Here is a 17,987-nt window from a genome sequence, read left to right as displayed (position 1 = left end):
CGGCTAGTCCGTGGGGGTTTCGCGGGTGCTGTAGTAGGTGATTTTGTCGTCGAGGACGCCTAGGGCGGCGTTCATTCGGGCGATGTGGTCGAGCAGGGCGGTCCGGCGCTCGCGGAGGAATTCGACGCGGGTGGCCGGATTGCCTTCTGTCCGCAGCAGGCTGGTGAACCGTTGCAGGTCGCTGATCCCGAGGCCGGCATCGCGCAGGCAGCTGACCACGCCGATCCAGGCGATATCCCACTCGTTGTAGACGCGCCGGCCGCCGGGCAGGCGCTCGATCGGGCCGATCAGCTCTTCCTTCTCGTAGTAGCGCAGGGTGTCGATCGTGAGGCCGGTCAGCTCGGCCGCCGCGCTCGGGCTGTACCGGCCGTCCTCCGTCTTGATCTGGGTCATGCCCTGATCGTCGCACCCCGCACAAACTGTCGGTGGCCGATGTTTGGGTGGGTTTTCTGTCGGTGGCGGGTGTTTGGGTAGAGCGCAGGAGGTGGTGCGATGACCACGGTGGTGTTGCGGCCGGTCGAGGATGACGATGTCGAGATCTTTCACCAATACGAGTCGGATCCGGAGGCGTCGCGACGCGCGGCGTTCCCGGCGCGTGAGCATGACCGGTTCGTCGCGCATTTCGCGAAGATTCGGGTCGATCCGACCGTGACCCTGCGGACTGTGCTGGCCGACGGCGAGGTGGCGGGCAACATCGTCGAGTGGGAGCAGGACGGGCAGCATTGGCTCGGCTATTGGTTCGGCCGCGCCTTCTGGGGCCGGGGTGTTGGCACGGCGGCGCTGCGGCTCTTCCTGGACGAAGTGCGGGTCCGGCCGCTGTACGCCGATCCGGCCGAGCAGAACGTCGGCTCGGTTCGCCTGCTGGAGAAGGTCGGCTTCAAACAGGTGCCGCCGGAGGAGCAACCTCCACCGGACAACGGCATCACCCACATCCTGCTCGTGCTGGACGATTCCCCCTGAGCGGAATCCTCGCGACGACTTGGCGAGCCCTAGTGGCCGGCGATGCACCTGCTGTGACGCGAATGCGGTATGACGTGGTGAGGTAGAGCCTCGGACGACCGGAGGACTTGATGCGGATCAGCTCGCGGAATGCGCGGTTCCAGCAGTGGCAGGCGCTGCTGACCAACCGCAACAAGCGGCAGCGCGCGGGTGAGTTCCTGGTGCAGGGCGTCCGGCCGATCACGATCGCGGTAGACCAGGGCTGGCCGATCCGGGCATTGCTGTACGACGCGCAGCGCCCGCTGACCCGATGGGCCGAGGACATCCTGCACCGGGCCGGCGGTGAGCACGTGAGCATGTCCCGCGAACTGCTGGCCGAGCTCGGCGAGAAGGAAGAGGCCGCGCCCGAGCTCATCGCCGTACTGGAGATGCCGGCCGACGACCTGGACCGGATCGAGGTGCGGCACGACTTCCTCGGGTTGGTGTTCGACCGGCCTTCCGGCCCGGGCAACATCGGCTCGATCATCCGGTCGGCCGACGCGTTCGGCGCCGATGGGCTGATCGTGACTGGTCATGCCGCCGACGTGTACGACCCGCGCTCGGTGCGCGCCAGCACGGGATCACTCTTCGCTCTGCCGTCGGTGCGAGTGCCGTCGCAGCGCGAGGTGATGACCTGGATCGACCGCGAACGCGACCGCGGCAAGCCCGTGGTCGTAGTCGGTACGGACGAGAAGGGCGAGGCCGAGCTCTTCGACTTCGACCTGACCCGTCCGACCTTGCTGCTGATCGGCAACGAGACCTCGGGCCTGAGCGCTGCGTGGCGCGAGCTGGCGGACCACTTGATCAGCATCCCGATGACTGGCTCGGCGAGTTCGCTCAACGCGGCGAATGCCGCCACGACCGTGCTCTACGAGGCCCGCCGCCAACGCCTGCTAGCGGCCCGCCACTGAGATCGGCGCCCGCGGCCGACAAACGCGCTGGACTGGACGACGCGCGGCGGTCCGTCGTACGGACCGGTGTCAGCGGAACCACATCACGTTGCTGGTCAGCGGAAAGAGTCGGGCAAGGTCAGCTCTTCAGCGGCGTACACCTCCTCTAGTTCGGACGGCTCGTCTCGGGCGCAGGCGGCGGCGATGCGGTCGATCAGGTCGTCGTAGTCGGCACCGGTCTTGCCTTCGTACGAGTCGGTGATCCGGCCCCACTCGTCCCAGTTCAGCGGCTCCCACTTGTTCAACGCGGCGAGATCGCGGATGACGTTGCCGCGGATCTCACCCGGACCCCAGGCGTGGTCCGTACCGACTACGCCGAAGGTCATCCCGTCGGCCTTGCCCTCGCGGTACAACGCCCAGGCCTCACCCCCGGTAAGGAACTCGCCCGGCGCGAGATCGGCCGGCTCCGCCACATACCCGTGACCGAGGTGCTCCGCGTCGATCCGCACCCACCGCTCGCCGTCGTCGTACTCGACGATCCAGTGGTCGAAGTTCTTCTCGGGGTTGAAGTACGTCCCGAAGCCGGCCCTGGCGCGTGCCGGAATACCTCGCTCGCGCATCAGGGCCGTCGCGAGGGTGACGAAGTGCCGGCAGCAGCCGACCACCCGTTTCTCCTTGGGCCGCGGAATGGTCAGCGGTGTCGGATCGATGGCGGTCAGCGCGTCGACGATCGCGTTGACCGGACGCAGGTTCCGCTCGTCTATCCGGTCATCGGGCACCCCGGCGGGCGTCGCGTCGTACGGCTGGATGACCAGGCTCTGCACAGCCTGGCAGATCCCGACCGGATCGTCGGGAAGGCCTTGTGTCAAAGGGATCTGGCCGGGGTCGAAGGTGGTGAACGGCCCGGGCGTTCGATAGTCCAGCGTCATGATTTGATGCTAGACAGGCCCACCGACAAAAACCGGCCCTCAGCGCGTAAGGGCCGGTTTTTGCTTATTTTGCTAGGGTTTCAGCTCTCGCAGCCGATACCGTCGTTGTCGGCGTCGAACCCGTGCGGGTCCGTCCCCACCACAGTGAAGTTCCTTGCAGTGATATCTCCGCAGTCCAGATCCGGCGGAGGCGGCGGGATGCAGCGGCCCGGGTACGACGGATCGCAGTTAGGCGCCAGCATCCGCACGTACCAGGTACCGTTGGACGGACGGAAGACCGCTTGATCGGCACGCGCGTCGCCGCCATAGTTGCCCGGCTGCGGCTTGTCCCAGGTCGCGCCCCAACGGACCCACCCGATGGTCCGCATGTACCAAGTGCCGGTGGACGGGCGGAACACGACCAGTTCCGAACGGCTGTCGCCGCCGAAGTTGGCCGGCGAAGGTACGTCGCCGCTGGTGCCCCACGAGATGATGCCGGCACCGCGGAGGTACCACCGGCCGTTCGCCGGACGGAAGACGGCCACGTCGGCATGGCTGTCGCCGAAGTAATGCGACGGCACCGGTACGTCGCCGCGCTGACCCCACGCGACCGACGTACCGCCACGGATCCACCACTTGCCCGTCGCCGGCCGGAATACCGCCAGCTCGGCACGCGCGTTGCTGACGTAGTTGGCCGGCACCGGCACGTCGCCGTTGATGCCCCACTTGATCGCGCCGACGCCACGGATGTACCAGGTGCCCGTGGAGGGCCGGAAGACCGCGAGCTCGGCCCGGCCGTCGCCGTTGTAGTCCGCCGGGACCGGGATGTCCCCGCGGACGCCCCAGTTGATCGAGCCAAGGCCGCGGATGTGCCAGACCCCAGTGGACGGGCGCCAGACCGCGATATCGACGCGACTGTCGCCGACGTAGTTCCGCGCGACCGGAACGTCGCCGTTCACTCCCCACCGGACCGTCATCGTGACGACCTTGGTCGCCGCGGTTGTGCTGGTGATTGCTGGCTCGGCGGCCGCCGTGATGCCCGTGGCGGCCGACGCGAGCACGGTCAGGCCTATCGCCGTACTTCTGAAACGCATGCACTCCCCCTGGAGACTTCGATGGCCAGGTCGCCGGTATCCCCTCGTGGGCCCCCACCGGCACGACCACCGTGCCCGCTACATCGTCAGGGCGGCACAGCTGTTACAGATTGTCACCACTCGGCGGGTTGCCCGGGCCGATGCGTACCGAAGGTCCACTCGAATCCCTCGAGGTCGAGCACCCGGCAGCGGTAGTTCCCCCACTCGGTCAGCTCGGGCTTCCACACAGTGGTGGCGCCCGCGTCGACCGCCTGCGCATGGATCTTGTCGACCTGCGCCTCGTCGGGAAGCGTGAGGTAAGTCCCGAATCCGTACGTCTCCCCCTTCCGCGGCGGCCGCTCGTACCCCTCCTGATCGGTGAACACAACGATCGCCGCATCGCCGAGCCGCAACTCGCTATGCCCGACCGACCCATCCTCGACGTCGAATCGCATCGTCGTCTCAAACCCAAACGCCCGCCCCAGCCAATCAATGGCGGCAGACGCATCGCGGTAGCCAAAGTAGTTACTAATGGTGGTCGCGTTTTCAGTCATAGCAAGAGCATCCCGCCAGAAGAGGACAGTCTCTGACCTCTACTGAGACTCGTGCTCCACTTTCGGGATGATGCGGTGACTGGCCGCATTCGGAGGGGGAGAAATGCGACGTACGGACAAGGTCGCCGCGGTCATTGGGGTGACCATCTCGGTCTTGGTGTCCATCGGGCTGTGGCTCGGCTTTCGCGGCGGCGACGCGTTGGAGGCCGAAGGGGCCAATTCGCTATCGATGTTCGGGGTCGAGACTGGCGACGATGTCTACTTCCCCGTGAAAACGGTCCAGAACAACAGTCGCCAGATCATCACGCTCCTGGCCGTCGTGCCGGAGTCGCCGAGTCCTGGCCTCGAATTCGTCGACGCCAAGGTCTACGACTTCCACTCCGCGACTCGTACCTCCAAGGGCAAGTTCGCGCGGGACTGGGATCCGCGACCGCACCTGGTCGGCGAGGTCAGCGGCCGCCAACTCGTGCCGGAGCAGGCGTTGTCTGACCAGATCCTCATCCACCTCCGCGTCACGAGCGACCAACGCCCGCTCACCGTTGCCGCCGTGAAGGTCACGTATCGCCAGTACGGCCGAGTCCACACGCAGACGCTCAACACTGACGTGGAACTTCACTGAAGGCACTTGAGCTCTCGGTACGGTGGATCGGCATGGACCTCACCGAGCGTTTTGACTGGCAGGGGCGTCAGGTCGCGTGGACTCGCGCTGGATCAGGGCCGGCGGTGGTGATGTGCCACGGTACGCCGTTCTCCTCGCGACTTTGGCAACCGTTCGCGGAGACGTTGAGCCGCGACTTCACCGTCTATCTGTGGGACATGCCGGGGTACGGCGTCTCGTCGAAGCATGCCTCGCACGCGGTCGATTTCGGGACGCAGGCCGAGACGTTCGCGGCTCTACTGCAGCACTGGGAGTTGGACCGGCCGCACGTCATCGCCCACGACTTCGGCGGCACCGTCTCTCTGCGGGCCCACCTGGTCGGCGGCGTCCCGTACGCGTCGCTGATGCTCGTCGACGTGGTGGCCATCCCGCCAAGCGGCTCGCCGTTCTTCCGCTTCGTCCACGACAACCCGGACCTCCTCGGCGAACTACCGGCGTACATCCACGAGGCCATCGTCCGCACGTACATCCAAGGCGCCAGCCACCGAGGCCTCCGCGACGACGACCTGAACGCCCTAGTCGAACCGTGGACCGGCGACGTCGGCCAGCCAGCCTTCTACCGCCAAATCGCCCACTTCGACACGCGTTTCCTCGAAGAAAACGAGAAACTCCTCCCCCAACTCGACCTCCCCGTACACATCCTCTGGGGCACCGACGACACCTGGATCCCCCCGTCCATCGGCACCAAGCTCGCCTCCCTAATCCCCAACGCCACCCTCGACCTAATCCCCAACGCCGGCCACCTAATCCACCACGACGCCCCCATCCCCCTAACCGACACCCTCCGCACCTGGCTGACCACGGTGACCTCGTCCGACTAGGTTGATGTCGCCACGCATGTTGCCCACTCGGACGTTGCGACGCGAAAGGCCAGTCTGATGGGCGTGTTTCACGAAAGATCTCGTCACTGGATCATGGGCGCGGTGACGTGCACGATGCTGCTCGTCACCACAGCCTGCAGCGGCGGTCTGGGAGGGAATAGAGCGTCGAACGGTCCGGTGAGCGTCGGCAGTGAAGACGAGGTGAGTCATCTGTGCACGCCGGGCGTCCGGAGCTCCGACATCATGTACACCGCCAACAGCGTGCAGAATCGCGGAGATGAGGATGCCGTCCTCACGTCAGTGTCCTAGGTCGAGGCGGACGGCCTGGAGATCGCCGACGCCCTAGTCGTCCCGTACAGGCGAAACCCTGCCGATGGGACCTGGACACAGATGTCCGCGCCTCCCGAGTGGCCTCCACCCGCACGTGTGCTGACGGAGCCGGGCCTCGGCTGGTCCGAACGCCAGAACGCAGTGGGCGCGACTATCCCGGCACATACCGAGACAACCCCCACCCCGGACCCGGACCTGGTCCTCATGAACCTCGTATTGCACCTGCGCAGGCCGGACATGCAAAACCGCCCCTGGCCTGCGTTTCCGCAGGTCAGGGGCGGTTTTAGCTCCTGTGGCAGGTGCAGGGTTCGAACCTGCGTAGGCGTAAGCCGGCAGATTTACAGTCTGCTCCCTTTGGCCACTCGGGCAACCTGCCAGGGTGCTGCTGGCACTAGGACCAGCGGGAGAGACAATACAACAGAGAGCACCCCCGACAGCAAATCGAAAGGAAGTGCCCATGGCCTCGGAGTCCTCCTTCGACATCGTGAACAAGGTTGACCACCAGGAGGTGGACAACGCCGTGAACCAGGCGGCGAAGGAGATCAGCCAGCGGTTCGACTTCAAGAACGTCGACGCCGGCATCAAGTGGTCGGGTGACGCGATCGACATCCAGGCCAACACCGAGGAGCGGGCGAACGCCGTCCTGGATGTGTTGAAGGACAAGCTGGTCAAGCGCCAGATCTCCCTCAAGGGCGTGGAGTCCGAAGACCCGAAGCTGTCCGGCAAGATCTACAAGATCAACGTCACGATCAGCGCGGGCATCACCCAGGAGAACGCGAAGAAGATCTCCAAGCTGATCCGCGACGAGGGCCCTAAGGGCGTCAAGGCGCAGATCCAGGGCGAGGAGCTGCGCGTGTCCAGCAAGAGCCGGGACGACCTGCAGGAGGTCCAGGCGCTGATCAAGGGCCAGGACTACGACTTCGCCGTGCAGTTCGTGAACTACCGCTGATCACCCGGGATGTCGTACGGCCCGCCCGCCGTACGACGTCCCCGCCACAGTGGATGGGAGCGGGCTTGCGGTCGGCTGAGGAAATGCGGGATTACCTGGTCGGCCAGCTCGGCAAGGCCTTGCACCGTACGGGCGCGTTCGGCGGCGAGACGGCCTTCTGGTTCCTGTTCAACCACCTGGCCGCCCTCGAGGAGCGCGAGGCGGAGTGGGCCGCGCAGCGCAAGCGGTTCCCGGCCGGCGCTCCCGACGGTGTCGCCGGTGCGATGGCGAAGGTGTTGCCCGGTTGCGGGCTTGATGCGACGGCCTCGGTGTACGGCGAATTCGCGCGCGCCCTCGGCTGGCTGAAGACCCGTCGCAGACTGTCCGACAGCGAGTACGGCGATCTGCGGGACCGGGCCGTCGCGTGGTGTGACGAGGATCGGAGCTGGACCGAGTTCCACCAGGAATTCGGGCGGCCTTCGGTGACGTTCGGGCCGACCCAGTTTCGCTATGGCAAGACGTTCGCGTACGTGGGCGCCGAGTCGATGGTCGCGTTCCACTTCCGCGGCGGTGATCCCGAGCCGGTGCTACTGGCCGTCCGCGAAGGCGTCGATCGCTTCACCTTCACTCCGGAGGGGCGGCGTCCGGACTAGGCGTGGCGAAGCCAGACATTCGGCTCTCGATAGATCCCCCAGCCGGCGTCCACCTCTGGCCCGCGGGCCGCCGCGTACTCGCGTACGGCGGTGATGACGCGTCCGGCGTGCCCCTGGCCCTGCTCGTCGTTCCGGACAGCGGCGGCCATCAGTACGAAGGTGTCGGGCACTACGCCTGCCTCATGCTCGCCAACAGCCCGCGCAAGTGCGTCTGTGTATCCCCCGGGGAGATCGGCAACCGTAGCCGCCCAGGCGATCGGTACGTACGGCCGCTTCCTCGTCGAACTGGGGTGCAGCGGCGGTCGGTACAAGCTCGTACATGTCCTGGAGGTTAGACGTCTTCTAAAGCGACCGTGTTGCGGACGGCTCGAGGGGATGCGCCGAGTTCGCGGCGGCAAGCCTTGTTGAAGGCCTGTAGGTCGTTGATGCCGACGGACGCGGCTACGGCCGGTATGGACAGCGTGGACGACGTGAGGAGATGCCGCGCCCGGGTCATCCTGCGACGGCGTACGTAGGCCACCACGGTCATACCCGTCTCTGCCCGGAATAGCCGGGTGAGGTGGTTGTGGGAGATCCCGGCGACTCTGGCCAGCTCAGGTACGGCGAGCGGCCGTGCGAGGTTTGCCTCGATATGCGCGATAGCTGTCGCTACAGCGGCGTGCGACGACCCATCCGACGACGGCTCGGGTAATTGGGCCACGCGCCACAGTGCCGCCCAGACCTCGGCTACGACCCTGCGGGAGCCTCCCGGGGATGCACGGATCGCCTGGCGCAGGAGGTCGGACAAGACGGTGGACTCCACCCCTGCATCTTGGACGACTGGCACCATCACCGGATCGCCCGCGGACGACGTACGGAAGTGGGCGAACAGGTGTTCCGAGCGGCCGCGGTAGTCGAACGCGACCTGCACGCCGGGTGGCACCAGGCTCACCGAACCCGGGTGGACCGGATAGCTCTGGCCGTTGATCGTCAGGTCCGCGTGGTAGCCGTACACGTGGAACTGCCAGAGGTCGGGCAGGCGGAAGACGTCGCGCTGAGTCCAGACGCCGTGCACGCCGACGCCGGGGTTGACCAGCGCGGGCGGCTCCGCCAGGTGTAAGGCGACTCGCTCGACCATGGTGAAAAACTACCACTGATGGTGAGTCAGACCCACGCGAAAGAAGGCTGATCCGGATGAGACTGGTCGAGTAACAACCACTCCGGTCCTCCGGTTCAGAGGAGACACAATGCATCGCAAACACCTGCTCACCTCCGTGCAGATGGCGCATTTCGTGGCGAACGGCTCGTTCCGGATGGACGCTGTCGTACCGGCCGAGATGAACGCGCAGGCCATCGAGGTGCTCGACCAGGGCATTCCCGCGGTCCCGTACGGCACGCCGTTGGCGCAGACGTTCCCCGACGGTTCATTCGTGCAGAAGCTGGTCCAGCTGCCGGAGGTCGCCGGCGCCATCCACAGCCTGGTCGGGCCCGATCCGACCGTCGACCACCACGCCGTCCACATTCGTAAGGCCAACGAGGGCGAGGCGCAGAACCTGCACGCCGACGCGATCATCGACGTCCGGGAAGACGCCTTCGACGTACAGCTCATGTACTACCCGCAAGAGGTGACTCTGGAGATGGGTGGCACCTTGAGCGTTCCGGGCAGCCACCTGCGGCGTACGAACGAGTCGGACACCGGGAGGTATCAGAACCTCCGTGGCCAGACACGGCTGACCTGTCCGGCTGGAACCGTCGTATTCCTCCACCACGGCATCTGGCACGGCGGACGGCGCAACGACAGCGGGATCGACCGGTACATGTTCAAGATCCGGTTTAACCCCACTGTGCGTCAGGTCCGTCTCTGGAACACCGACGACCTGTACGACCCAGCAGTCGCCGAGGAGCTCGGTACGTACTTCCCCTGGTACGAGAACGCCACGGGCCGTCTGGAGCTCTACAACCGCGTGAAGTTGTGGCAGGCCCTGACCGGCGACGACACGTTCGACCCGGAGTACTGGGTTACGCGCGTCACGAACCAGCCGCGTCGCGTCGTCGCGCAGCGCAGCCTCAACCCGCACGCCGCCAAGGAGATGGCATGAGCCTCACTGCACCGCTTGAAACCCAGCAGGGCGTACAGATCCGTCAGCAGGTGCTGGTGCTCTACCTGGCCTCTTCCGCGCTAGACGCCCGGGTGATCGGTTGGTCGACGTACGACGGCACTGGCGCTACAACTCCTACTACGGGCGACAGCGACGTACCGCCGTACGAGACGGGTCTAGACGCTCTCAAGGACGGGTGGCGCCTCTTCCAGGCTGCGCAGCTTCTACCGCCGCAGCCCGGCCACGAGTACGACACGTCGTTCCTGAAGCACGAGTTCTTCTTCGAGAAGCTAGTGCAGCGGTAGAACGCACACAGGCTTCGGCCAGGTCAGCGGCGTCCCCGTTGCGGTAAGGACGCCACTGGCCTGGTCGACGGTGAAGAGCGCCACCACGTCGGCACGCTCGTTAGCCGCGTACAGGCTGGCCCCATCCTTGCCGAAGGCGAGGTGCCGTGGCCAGGCCCCACCCGAGCTGATCGTCTGAACCAGTTCGGCGGACAGACCGTCATCCGACAATGCGAACACCGCGATCGTGTCGTCGCCACGGTTCGACCCGTAGACGAAACGCCCGTCGGCCGAGATGAGCACCTCCGCCGGGAAGCTCTCGCCACTAGCGCCCTCGGGCCGAGTCGAGACCACCTGTACGGCGTCCAGCTTGCCGGGCGTGTAGGCGCACACCGTGAGCGTCGAGTCGAGCTCGTTGATGACGTACGCCGCGGCGCCGCCCGGGTGGAACACCAAATGGCGCGGGCCTGCCCCGGCGTGGACCGACAAGCTGCTGACCTCTTCGAGCCGACCGTCCTCGGTCAGCCGCGAGACGTACACCGTGTCGCTGCCGAGGTCGACGTCGAACGCGAACTCCCCCGCCGGGTCGAACGCGACCTGGTGCGCGTGCGGGCCTTCCTGCCGATCCGCGTTCGGCCCGGTGCCTTCGCGCTGCAGGGTCTGCGTAGCCGTACCGAGCGAGCCGTCGGCCTGGATCGGGTGAACCGCGACGGACCCCGAGCTGTAGTTCGCGGAGAGCAGGTATTGCCCGGACGGGTCGATCGCGAGGTGGCAGGGATGCGCGCCCTCGGTCGGCTGGTCGTTCAGGAATTCGAGCGCGCCGTCGGTCCCGATCGCGAAGGCACTCACGCGACCCTCGTCGAGCTCGTTCGTCGCGTAGAGGAACCGCCCGTCCGCCGACTTGGTCAGGAACGACGGGTCTGCCGTGGTCGCGACGACTTCGACGCCTTCCAGGGTCCCGAGAGCGATCCCGGTACCTCCGCCCGCTTGACTCGTGTAACTGCCGACGTAGATCCGCTCCGAGGTCATGCCGCATACCCTGCCATCCCACGCTGCTGCCAGCACCTGCAGTTCAGTATTCAGGCGACGTCTGAGCCGGTACGACCTACTCTCGTCGCCATGGACGTCCAGGCCTTCCTCCGTCGCATCGGTCTACCTCAGGCCGGTAGTCCCAGTGTCGAGGCGCTATTCCGGCTCTTCGCGGCGTACGTCGAGTCGGTCCCGTACGAGTCCGTCCAGTTCCAGCTGGGAGGCAGTACGCCGTTAGACCCGGTGGAGTCGGCCGAGCGGATCATTGCCGGCCAAACCGGCGGCTACTGCTTCCAGATCAATGGGGCGCTCTCGGCATTGCTAGAGGCCTTGGGTTACCAGGTGACTCGCCACCGAGGTGGAGCACATGTAGCCACTGGTAAGGCGCAGATCGACAGCAGCCATCTAGTCCTGACGGTGGCGGGTCTGCCGGATGACCCCGGTACGACGTGGTTCGTCGACGCTGGGCTCGGGGACGGGATTCACGAGCCTCTGCCGCTTAGGCCCGGGCAGTACGAGCAGAAGCCGTTCACGTTCGGACTGCGACCGTCGGAGGTCGTACCCGACGGGTGGCGGCTGGACCACGACGAGCTCGGCAGCATGATCGGGATGGACTTCGACAACACACCAGCCGTCATGGCCGACTTCGCCCAGCAGCACGCGCACCTGTCGGCATCGCCCGATTCACCGTTCGTACGGGTCTGTTCGGCCTTCATCCGCACACCCGACGACGTACACCTCCTGCGCGGTCTGTCCCTCAAGACGCCGACCACCGATGCCGTCGTACTCGAAACACCCACTGCCTGGTTCGGCACCCTTAAGGACCTCTTCCGCCTGCCGCTCGACCACCTCTCGGCCAATGACCGCGACACCCTCTGGCGCCGAGCGACCACCCAACACGAAGACTGGCTGGCGCAGACCGCATGATCGCCGACGAACAACGCATCGCCCTCGGTTGGCTCACCGTGGCCGAGGTCCTCGAGCTTGCCGAGACAGGGTCCGTCGTACTGGATCCGCACTCCCTGCTGATCGGACGCGAAGTCCAGCTCGGACGAGGCAACGTGTTCTACCCGAACGTCGTGATCGAGTGCGACGCCACCATGGTCAGAAGGGACCGACGAAGCGCGACACGCCGCGTCACAAGGGCCCGATGAACGGAAAGGCGACACGCCGGCAGCGGGCGGGAGCTAGCGGGCGAGGGTGAAGAGGGTGGCGGGGAGGAGGGAGAGGACGACGGTAGCGCCTAGGCAGGTGCCGATGACGGCGACCGCTGGGTTTTCGATGTTGACGTTGAAGGGGTCGTCGACGGGGAGGCGGAAGAGTTCGGTCACCCAGCGGAGGTAGACGGCCAGGCCGATCATGACGTTCAACGCCATCACGATGGCCAGCCAGATCAGGTTGGCGTCGATGACCGAGCCGAAGGCGGCGAGCTTGGTGAAGAGGCCCATCAGGCCCGGCGGGAGGCCCGCGAGGACGACCAGGAAGAGGATGAGGCTGGCGCCGAGGCCGGGCTCGGTACGGACCATGCCGCGGTAGTCCGTGAGGAGGCCCGCGGGACGGTGGCGCTGGACGACCGCGACGATGCCGAAGGCGCCGATGGTGACGATGACGTAGGCGGCCAAGTAGGCGACCACGGTTCGCGCGTCGCCGATCGCGAGTGGCGCGAGCACGAAGCCGGCTTGGCCGATCGAGGACCACGCGAGCAGGCGTACGGCCTCCACCTGGCGGAGGGCGGCCACGTTCCCGACGGTCATCGTGACCGCGGCGAGGATGGCCAGCGCGGTCCGCAGGCCCGACGAGCCTGAAGGCACTACGCCGCCGGTGACGAGGACGAGTAGGCCCGCGACGCCAGCCGACTTCGAGACGACGGCGAGGAAGGCGGTGACCTCGATCGGCGCACCGACGTACGTATCGGGAAGCCAGCCGTGGAACGGGACGGCCGCGATCTTGAAGCCGAACCCGACGATCACGAACAACCCGGCCGCGAGCGCGACTCGGTGCAAGTCCGGATCGAGGTCGAGCATGCGCGAACTCAAAGTCTGGAGATACAGCGACCCGGTCACGCCGTACAGGTAGGAGATGCCGAAGAGCATCACGGCCGTCGACAGCACCGACACCAGGAACGCCTTCATCGCGGCCTCGGATCCGCGGCGATCCCGGCGCAGCGCGACCAACGCGAAGCTCGGCAGCGAAACGACCTCGAGCGCGATCACCAAAGTGGCGAGATCCCGCGCACCGGCGAGCACGATGCCACCGCTCAGGGCACTCAGCAGGAGGAAGTGGTACTCACCTACGGGAATGGCCGAGTCGAGCAGCGCGTACGCCGAGAGGCTGATCACGCCCAGGCCGCCGCCGAGCAGCACCACCCAGAGGCCGACCGTCAACGGCTCGACCACCAGGCTGCACTCGGCCGGCCCTTCCACGGAGACCCGGCAGAACGCGGGCAGGAAGTCGTTGCGTTTGACCAGCGTGAATGCCAGCCCAAAGAAAACTGCGCCGACGCCCATCAAGCTGATCACGGCATGCTTGAGCTGCTTGTCGCGAGTGGTCCAGAAGGCGTCCACGAGCAGTACGGCGATCGCGGCGAGCACGAGCACCAGCGGTACGGTCGCCGCCTGCCAGTCGGTCCAGGTGATCGTCACGAGTAGTTCCAGTAGTCGAGGAGCAGGCCGGGCCAGACGCCGAGCAGAACGGTCAGGGCGATCAACGGCGCCCAGGTGATCAGCTCGATCCGGCTCACGTCGACGGCAAAGGCGGTGACCGGGTATTCGGCGGGATCACCCTGGCAGAGGTTCCGCACCAAGCGCAGGAAGTACGCGGAGGTGAGGACCGTGCCGAGGCCGGCGATCACCATCATCGTCAGGAACGTCCCGCGGGCCAGACCAGGACCGGGTTGATAGGCGCCGAAAAGCGCGAGCATCTCGCCCCAGAAGCCGGCCAGTCCCGGCAGGCCCAGACTCGCCAGCGACGCGAAGGTCAGCAGGGCGGCGATCCGTGGCAAGCGGGCATACAGCGCCCGGCCGATCGTGCGCAGATCGCTGGTGTCGTGCCGGTCCTTGATCGCGCCTGCCAGGAAGAACAGCAGGCCAGTGATCAGCCCGTGCGCGATATTCGCGAACAGCGCGCCGCTCAGGCCTTTCGGCGACATGGTCGCGATGCCCAAACCGATGAAGCCCATGTGCCCGACGCTGGAGTATGCGATGAGGCGTTTCAGGTCGGTCTGCGCGAGGCAGGCGAGTGAACCCGCGATGATCGCGACGGTCGAGAAGCCGGCCAGGTACGGCGCGATGGTGGCGGTCGCGTCGGGGAGGATCGGCTGCAGCATCCGGATTAGGCCGTAACTGCCCAGTTTCAGCAGCACGCCCGCGAGCAGAACCGAACCGACGGTCGGCGCCTTCGCGTGCGCGTCGGGAAGCCAGATGTGCAACGGCCAGAGCGGCATCTTCACCGCGAGACCGAGCGCGATCAGGACGGCCGCGAGCAGCGGTACGCCGGTGCCACCGGTGATCGGGCCGTCCATCAGCCAGACCAGGTCGAACGTGCCCGCCTCGCGGTAGACCAGCAGGAACCCGAGCAGCATCACCGCGGAACCGGCCACCGTCATCAGCACGAACGTGGTCGCGGCGCGACGCCGTCCGGCCGGATCGTGCTCGTCACCCCAGATGTCGATCACCAGCCACATCGGGATCAGCACGATCTCGAAGCAGACGAAGAACAGCACCAGGTCGAGGGCGGAGAACGTACCGATCACGCCGGCCTCGATCACCAGCAGCAACGCGATCAGCGAGCGCGTCCGACCGACGCGTGGAGTGATCCGCAATGAGTAGACGCAGCAGAGGAAGACGAGCAGAGCGGTTAGCGCGATGAGCGGGACCGAGATCGAGTCGACGCCGAGGTGGAAACGCACGTCCAGCGGCGGGATCCAGGGCGCGTTCGTCTCCGACCAAGAGAACTGCGAGGTATCCGCTGAGCCGCCCTTGCTCATCCCGGACCAAAGCACCCCCGAGCCGATCAAGGTCAGACCGGACACCACGGCTCCGAAGGCGGCCGCGATCCGATCGCCGATCGTCACGGGCAACGCCCACAGGATCAACGCGGCCAACAACGGCAGGCCGAGAATGACCAGCAATACCGTGCTCATGAGCCGATCACCCCCGCGAGAATCGCCAGCGCGACCACGCCGACCACGGCTCCGGTCAGATAGGTCTGCACGTTCCCGGTCTGCAGGAGGCGGAAGCCCTGGGAGGCCAACGTGCCCGTACGACCGAGGCCGCGCACATACGCACCGACGACGTCCTGGTCTCCGATAACGGTCAGTCGCGCGAGCAATCGCACCGGCGTCACGATCGCCTTCCCGTAGAACGAGTCCACGCCGAACTCACGCTCCAGCAGCTCCGGCCGCGGATCGGCGCCACGCTGCCACAGCGAGTACGCCGGCATGGCGCCGAGGATCGCCAGCACGATCGTCACCAGGGCTATCCCGAGGTTGAGGTGCAGCCCATCGACGTACCCGAGCACGATCGCGCCGAAGGCCAGCACCCCGAGCGGCACGAGCATCAGCAACGAGCCGTCCCGCAGGCCCGACGTGTCGGGATCGTCGAGATCGGCCATCGCCTCCTCGTCCTCGAAGGCGCCAAGCGCACCGGCGAGGGCGGGCGTCCGGAAGAACACCCACAACCAAAGGCGTACGCAATAGAAGGCGGTCAATACGGCGGTGACGCAGACCGAGACGAACACGAGCCAGCCAACGGCCGAGCCTTCCCGCGCGGTGTGCCAGGCGGCCTCGACGACGGCGTCCTTGGAGAAGAACCCGGCAAAGCCCGGTACGCCGGCAAGGGCCGCGAGGCCGATCGTCATCGTCACGAACGTGACCGGCATCGCCTTTCGCAGCGCACCGCGACGGGTGTAGCGCCGAAGGACGACGAGCGCGGCACTGCCGACTTGGTGCAGAAGCACACCCGCACAAAGGAAGAGCAACGCCTTGAACGCAGCATGCGTGAGCAGATGGAAAAGCGCTGCGTGGCGGCCGTCCTCCGACCCCAGGGAGAGCCCGGCGAACATGATGGCCAGCTGGCTCACGGTCGACCAGGCGAGCACGCGTTTGACCTCGACCGCGGCCGAGGCGCAGAGCGCGGCGAAGACCATCGTGATCGCGGCGACGATGGCCAGCACGGTGAAAGTCGTTTGAGCCGCCGCGAAAACGTCGTACAGGCGGGCGATCAGGAAGACGCCGGCCGCGACCATCGTGGCCGCGTGGATCAGCGCGCTGACGGGGCTCGGGCCGGGCATCGCGTCGGGCAGCCAGGTCTGGAGCGGCACCTGCGCGGACTTGCCGACTACGCCGACGAGCAGCAGCAACGTGCCGGCGGTCAACGCGCTCGGCGGGATCTCCTCAGGACGAAGCTCGCTGATGGTGAAGGTCTTGGCGGCGAAACCGAGCACGAAGATGCCGAAAAGGAAGCCGACATCGGCGAGCCGCGTCATCAGGAACGCCTTGACCGCGCCGGACCGGGCGTCGCGCCGCTCCCAGTAATGACCGATCAGCAGGTACGAGCAGACGCCCATCACCTCCCAGCCGATCAGCAGCAGGAACAGGCTGTCGGCGACCACGACGGTGACCATCGCGGCCGTGAAGAGCGTGACGAGCGCGGTGTACGACGCGATGCGCGGGCCGTGGTGCAGGTAGCCGATCGAGTAGACCTGGATGCAGAGGGCAACGACTCCGACGACCGCCAGCATGTACGCCGTGAGGTCGTCGGTGCGGACGGCGAAGGTGATGGTCTGGTCACCGGCGAGCGCTGTCGCGAACTCGTACTGCCCGGGCTCCGTGCCGGCGAGGATCGCGGCGACGACGATGACGGCCAACGAGAAGGCGATGCCGAAGACCCGCCAGGCGGTCGCGATCACCTGACCTCCTCGACCAGATCGCGAGCGCTGTCGGCATCGACGTGCCCGTGGCCGCGGAAGAGCAGCAGGATGATCGCCAGGCCCAGGCCGATCTCCGCTGCCGCGATGGTGATGACGAAAACGGCGAGCGTCTGACCGGTGGCCAGGCCGTCGAGGTGCCAGGCGTCGAAGGCAACCAGGTTGATGTTGACCGCGTTCAGCATCAGCTCGAACGCCATCAGCATGGTGATCGCGTTACGTCGCGCGAGCACGCCGTACACCCCGAGGCAGAACAGGACGACCGCCACCAACAGCGGGAGGATCAACGGCATCAGTCCTGCTCCTCCTGGTCTGACGCTGCAGTTGTGCGGCCGGGCCGTTGGGAGAGCACGATCGCGCCGACCAGGGCCGCGAGCAGTAGCACCGACAGGACTTCGAAGGGCAGCACCCAGGTTTGGAAGACGGCCGTGCCGATGGCCTTCGCCGAGCCCTCCGGCACCGTCTGGATCCGCTCGCCGCCGAACGCGAACACGACACCGGCGCCGAGCACGATCGCCAACCCGGTCGAGACCACGGCGGCGAAGGGGCTGCGGCCGCTGGTGATACCGGGCAGCGGATTGGTCGGCGCCTTGGTCAGCATCAGCGCGAACAGCACCAGTACGACGATGGCGCCGACATAAACCAGAATCTGGACCAGCGCGACGAACTCGGCCCGCAACGCACCGAAACAACCGGCCACGCCGCCGAGGGCGACCACCAGCCAGAGCGCGGCATGCACGATCCGGCGCGAGCTGACCACCATGACCGCGGCGAACAACGTCAGCAGCGCCGCGATGGCGAAGAGCACCGTGGTCACGCCTCGCCCCCGTCGATGGGCTGGGGCGCGGGCACGGTCCACATCCAGTCGCGCAGCCGGT

Annotated in this window: 22 protein-coding genes and 1 tRNA gene; 10 read left to right on the top strand and 13 right to left on the bottom strand. The window is 66.6% G+C overall.

Annotated elements, in window-relative coordinates; all coding sequences use genetic code 11:
- Window positions 1-3: 3 nt before the first annotated feature.
- Window positions 4-393, bottom strand: coding sequence for a MerR family transcriptional regulator (locus OG394_RS31605; protein WP_328990824.1), 390 nt, complete (start codon window positions 391-393; stop codon window positions 4-6).
- 99 nt (window positions 394-492) lie between these two features.
- Between OG394_RS31605 and OG394_RS31600 the strand changes: the two genes are divergently transcribed.
- Together OG394_RS31600 and OG394_RS31595 are read left to right on the top strand one after the other, a co-directional pair.
- Window positions 493-960, top strand: coding sequence for a GNAT family N-acetyltransferase (locus tag OG394_RS31600; RefSeq protein WP_328990823.1), 468 nt, complete (start codon window positions 493-495; stop codon window positions 958-960).
- Window positions 961-1,070: 110 nt separating this feature from the next.
- Complete coding sequence (locus OG394_RS31595) at window positions 1,071-1,889, top strand: TrmH family RNA methyltransferase (protein WP_328990822.1); 819 nt, start codon at window positions 1,071-1,073, stop codon at window positions 1,887-1,889.
- Window positions 1,890-1,984: 95 nt separating this feature from the next.
- On the opposite strand, the gene OG394_RS31590 is transcribed toward OG394_RS31595, so the two are convergent.
- The 3 genes from OG394_RS31590 to OG394_RS31580 form a co-directional block, all read right to left on the bottom strand.
- A complete protein-coding gene (locus OG394_RS31590; protein ID WP_328990821.1) occupies window positions 1,985-2,797 on the bottom strand; it encodes a transglutaminase-like domain-containing protein in 813 nt (270 codons plus the stop codon).
- Between the two features lie 80 nt (window positions 2,798-2,877).
- On the bottom strand, window positions 2,878-3,870 hold the full coding sequence (locus tag OG394_RS31585; RefSeq protein WP_328990820.1) for a hypothetical protein: 993 nt from the start codon (window positions 3,868-3,870) through the stop codon (window positions 2,878-2,880).
- Between the two features lie 113 nt (window positions 3,871-3,983).
- Window positions 3,984-4,403 (bottom strand): VOC family protein, encoded by a 420-nt coding sequence (locus OG394_RS31580; RefSeq protein ID WP_328990819.1) that lies wholly within the window; start codon window positions 4,401-4,403, stop codon window positions 3,984-3,986.
- Between the two features lie 103 nt (window positions 4,404-4,506).
- Here OG394_RS31580 and OG394_RS31575 point away from each other — a divergent pair, with 103 nt between their 5' ends.
- Window positions 4,507-5,022, top strand: coding sequence for a hypothetical protein (locus tag OG394_RS31575; protein ID WP_328990818.1), 516 nt, complete (start codon window positions 4,507-4,509; stop codon window positions 5,020-5,022).
- A 32-nt stretch (window positions 5,023-5,054) separates the two neighbouring features.
- Complete coding sequence (locus OG394_RS31570) at window positions 5,055-5,882, top strand: alpha/beta fold hydrolase (RefSeq protein ID WP_328990817.1); 828 nt, start codon at window positions 5,055-5,057, stop codon at window positions 5,880-5,882.
- 623 nt (window positions 5,883-6,505) lie between these two features.
- Here OG394_RS31570 and OG394_RS31565 read toward each other — a convergent pair.
- Window positions 6,506-6,588 (bottom strand) — tRNA-Tyr (locus OG394_RS31565).
- 81 nt (window positions 6,589-6,669) lie between these two features.
- Between OG394_RS31565 and OG394_RS31560 the strand changes: the two genes are divergently transcribed.
- Both OG394_RS31560 and OG394_RS31555 read left to right on the top strand, forming a co-directional pair.
- Window positions 6,670-7,161, top strand: coding sequence for a YajQ family cyclic di-GMP-binding protein (locus OG394_RS31560; RefSeq protein WP_328990816.1), 492 nt, complete (start codon window positions 6,670-6,672; stop codon window positions 7,159-7,161).
- An 83-nt stretch (window positions 7,162-7,244) separates the two neighbouring features.
- Window positions 7,245-7,793 carry a hypothetical protein gene (locus OG394_RS31555; RefSeq protein WP_328990815.1) on the top strand — a complete coding sequence of 183 codons (549 nt, stop codon included), beginning with the start codon at window positions 7,245-7,247 and terminating at the stop codon, window positions 7,791-7,793.
- On the opposite strand, the gene OG394_RS31550 is transcribed toward OG394_RS31555, so the two are convergent.
- Both OG394_RS31550 and OG394_RS31545 read right to left on the bottom strand, forming a co-directional pair.
- Window positions 7,790-7,963 carry a hypothetical protein gene (locus tag OG394_RS31550; RefSeq protein WP_328990814.1) on the bottom strand — a complete coding sequence of 58 codons (174 nt, stop codon included), beginning with the start codon at window positions 7,961-7,963 and terminating at the stop codon, window positions 7,790-7,792. The genes OG394_RS31555 and OG394_RS31550 overlap by 4 nt on opposite strands.
- A gap of 161 nt (window positions 7,964-8,124) precedes the next feature.
- Window positions 8,125-8,910, bottom strand: a complete 786-nt coding sequence (locus OG394_RS31545) for an AraC family transcriptional regulator (protein WP_328990813.1) — start codon at window positions 8,908-8,910, stop codon at window positions 8,125-8,127.
- Between the two features lie 109 nt (window positions 8,911-9,019).
- Between OG394_RS31545 and OG394_RS31540 the strand changes: the two genes are divergently transcribed.
- Together OG394_RS31540 and OG394_RS31535 are read left to right on the top strand one after the other, a co-directional pair.
- Entirely contained in the window at window positions 9,020-9,871 is an 852-nt protein-coding gene (locus tag OG394_RS31540; protein ID WP_328990812.1) for a phytanoyl-CoA dioxygenase family protein, read from the top strand.
- Entirely contained in the window at window positions 9,868-10,176 is a 309-nt protein-coding gene (locus OG394_RS31535; protein ID WP_328990811.1) for a hypothetical protein, read from the top strand. The genes OG394_RS31540 and OG394_RS31535 overlap by 4 nt, the downstream gene beginning before the upstream one ends.
- Here the strand turns inward: OG394_RS31535 and OG394_RS31530 are convergent.
- Window positions 10,162-11,184, bottom strand: coding sequence for a lactonase family protein (locus OG394_RS31530; protein ID WP_328990810.1), 1,023 nt, complete (start codon window positions 11,182-11,184; stop codon window positions 10,162-10,164). The two genes, OG394_RS31535 and OG394_RS31530, sit on opposite strands and share 15 nt — an antisense overlap.
- Window positions 11,185-11,274: 90 nt before the next feature.
- Between OG394_RS31530 and OG394_RS31525 the strand changes: the two genes are divergently transcribed.
- Together OG394_RS31525 and OG394_RS31520 are read left to right on the top strand one after the other, a co-directional pair.
- Window positions 11,275-12,111 (top strand): arylamine N-acetyltransferase family protein, encoded by an 837-nt coding sequence (locus OG394_RS31525; RefSeq protein WP_328990809.1) that lies wholly within the window; start codon window positions 11,275-11,277, stop codon window positions 12,109-12,111.
- Entirely contained in the window at window positions 12,108-12,338 is a 231-nt protein-coding gene (locus OG394_RS31520) for a hypothetical protein (protein ID WP_328990808.1), read from the top strand. Before OG394_RS31525 ends, OG394_RS31520 begins: the two co-directional genes overlap by 4 nt.
- A gap of 33 nt (window positions 12,339-12,371) precedes the next feature.
- Here OG394_RS31520 and OG394_RS31515 read toward each other — a convergent pair whose 3' ends face one another.
- The 5 genes from OG394_RS31515 to OG394_RS31495 are packed head-to-tail and all read right to left on the bottom strand — an operon-like array spanning window position 12,372 to window position 17,926.
- Window positions 12,372-13,826 carry an NADH-quinone oxidoreductase subunit N gene (locus tag OG394_RS31515; RefSeq protein WP_328990807.1) on the bottom strand — a complete coding sequence of 485 codons (1,455 nt, stop codon included), beginning with the start codon at window positions 13,824-13,826 and terminating at the stop codon, window positions 12,372-12,374.
- Window positions 13,823-15,325, bottom strand: coding sequence for a complex I subunit 4 family protein (locus tag OG394_RS31510; RefSeq protein WP_328990806.1), 1,503 nt, complete (start codon window positions 15,323-15,325; stop codon window positions 13,823-13,825). The genes OG394_RS31515 and OG394_RS31510 overlap by 4 nt, the downstream gene beginning before the upstream one ends.
- The gene (locus tag OG394_RS31505; RefSeq protein WP_328990805.1) at window positions 15,322-17,091 is read right to left on the bottom strand and encodes an NADH-quinone oxidoreductase subunit 5 family protein; all 1,770 of its coding nucleotides are present in this window, start codon (window positions 17,089-17,091) and stop codon (window positions 15,322-15,324) included. The genes OG394_RS31510 and OG394_RS31505 overlap by 4 nt, the downstream gene beginning before the upstream one ends.
- A complete protein-coding gene (nuoK, locus tag OG394_RS31500) occupies window positions 17,088-17,402 on the bottom strand; it encodes an NADH-quinone oxidoreductase subunit NuoK (protein ID WP_328990804.1) in 315 nt (104 codons plus the stop codon). Before nuoK ends, OG394_RS31505 begins: the two co-directional genes overlap by 4 nt.
- Window positions 17,402-17,926: an NADH-quinone oxidoreductase subunit J family protein gene (locus OG394_RS31495; protein WP_328990803.1), complete on the bottom strand. Its 525-nt coding sequence runs from the start codon at window positions 17,924-17,926 to the stop codon at window positions 17,402-17,404. The genes nuoK and OG394_RS31495 overlap by 1 nt, the downstream gene beginning before the upstream one ends.
- Window positions 17,927-17,987: the final 61 nt, after the last annotated feature.

The organism is Kribbella sp. NBC_01245 (assembly GCF_036226525.1).
Lineage (GTDB): Bacteria > Actinomycetota > Actinomycetes > Propionibacteriales > Kribbellaceae > Kribbella.
The sequence above is the reverse complement of the archived record's forward strand: the minus strand, read 5'-3'. Positions and strand labels throughout refer to the sequence as shown.

What these genes read in the sequence shown, in the direction of transcription:
- OG394_RS31560 (WP_328990816.1), top strand. Translation starts at nt 6,670, where the DNA reads ATGGCCTCGGAGTCCTCCTTCGACATCGTGAACAAGGTTGACCACCAG.
- OG394_RS31525 (WP_328990809.1), top strand. Translation starts at nt 11,275, where the DNA reads ATGGACGTCCAGGCCTTCCTCCGTCGCATCGGTCTACCTCAGGCCGGT.
- nuoK (WP_328990804.1), bottom strand. Translation starts at nt 17,402, where the DNA reads ATGCCGTTGATCCTCCCGCTGTTGGTGGCGGTCGTCCTGTTCTGCCTC.
- OG394_RS31595 (WP_328990822.1), top strand. Translation starts at nt 1,071, where the DNA reads ATGCGGATCAGCTCGCGGAATGCGCGGTTCCAGCAGTGGCAGGCGCTG.
- OG394_RS31605 (WP_328990824.1), bottom strand. Translation starts at nt 393, where the DNA reads ATGACCCAGATCAAGACGGAGGACGGCCGGTACAGCCCGAGCGCGGCG.
- OG394_RS31530 (WP_328990810.1), bottom strand. Translation starts at nt 11,184, where the DNA reads ATGACCTCGGAGCGGATCTACGTCGGCAGTTACACGAGTCAAGCGGGC.
- OG394_RS31580 (WP_328990819.1), bottom strand. Translation starts at nt 4,403, where the DNA reads ATGACTGAAAACGCGACCACCATTAGTAACTACTTTGGCTACCGCGAT.
- OG394_RS31570 (WP_328990817.1), top strand. Translation starts at nt 5,055, where the DNA reads ATGGACCTCACCGAGCGTTTTGACTGGCAGGGGCGTCAGGTCGCGTGG.
- OG394_RS31575 (WP_328990818.1), top strand. Translation starts at nt 4,507, where the DNA reads ATGCGACGTACGGACAAGGTCGCCGCGGTCATTGGGGTGACCATCTCG.
- OG394_RS31510 (WP_328990806.1), bottom strand. Translation starts at nt 15,325, where the DNA reads ATGAGCACGGTATTGCTGGTCATTCTCGGCCTGCCGTTGTTGGCCGCG.
- OG394_RS31520 (WP_328990808.1), top strand. Translation starts at nt 12,108, where the DNA reads ATGATCGCCGACGAACAACGCATCGCCCTCGGTTGGCTCACCGTGGCC.
- OG394_RS31600 (WP_328990823.1), top strand. Translation starts at nt 493, where the DNA reads ATGACCACGGTGGTGTTGCGGCCGGTCGAGGATGACGATGTCGAGATC.
- OG394_RS31545 (WP_328990813.1), bottom strand. Translation starts at nt 8,910, where the DNA reads ATGGTCGAGCGAGTCGCCTTACACCTGGCGGAGCCGCCCGCGCTGGTC.
- OG394_RS31540 (WP_328990812.1), top strand. Translation starts at nt 9,020, where the DNA reads ATGCATCGCAAACACCTGCTCACCTCCGTGCAGATGGCGCATTTCGTG.
- OG394_RS31590 (WP_328990821.1), bottom strand. Translation starts at nt 2,797, where the DNA reads ATGACGCTGGACTATCGAACGCCCGGGCCGTTCACCACCTTCGACCCC.
- OG394_RS31555 (WP_328990815.1), top strand. Translation starts at nt 7,245, where the DNA reads ATGCGGGATTACCTGGTCGGCCAGCTCGGCAAGGCCTTGCACCGTACG.
- OG394_RS31535 (WP_328990811.1), top strand. Translation starts at nt 9,868, where the DNA reads ATGAGCCTCACTGCACCGCTTGAAACCCAGCAGGGCGTACAGATCCGT.
- OG394_RS31585 (WP_328990820.1), bottom strand. Translation starts at nt 3,870, where the DNA reads ATGCGTTTCAGAAGTACGGCGATAGGCCTGACCGTGCTCGCGTCGGCC.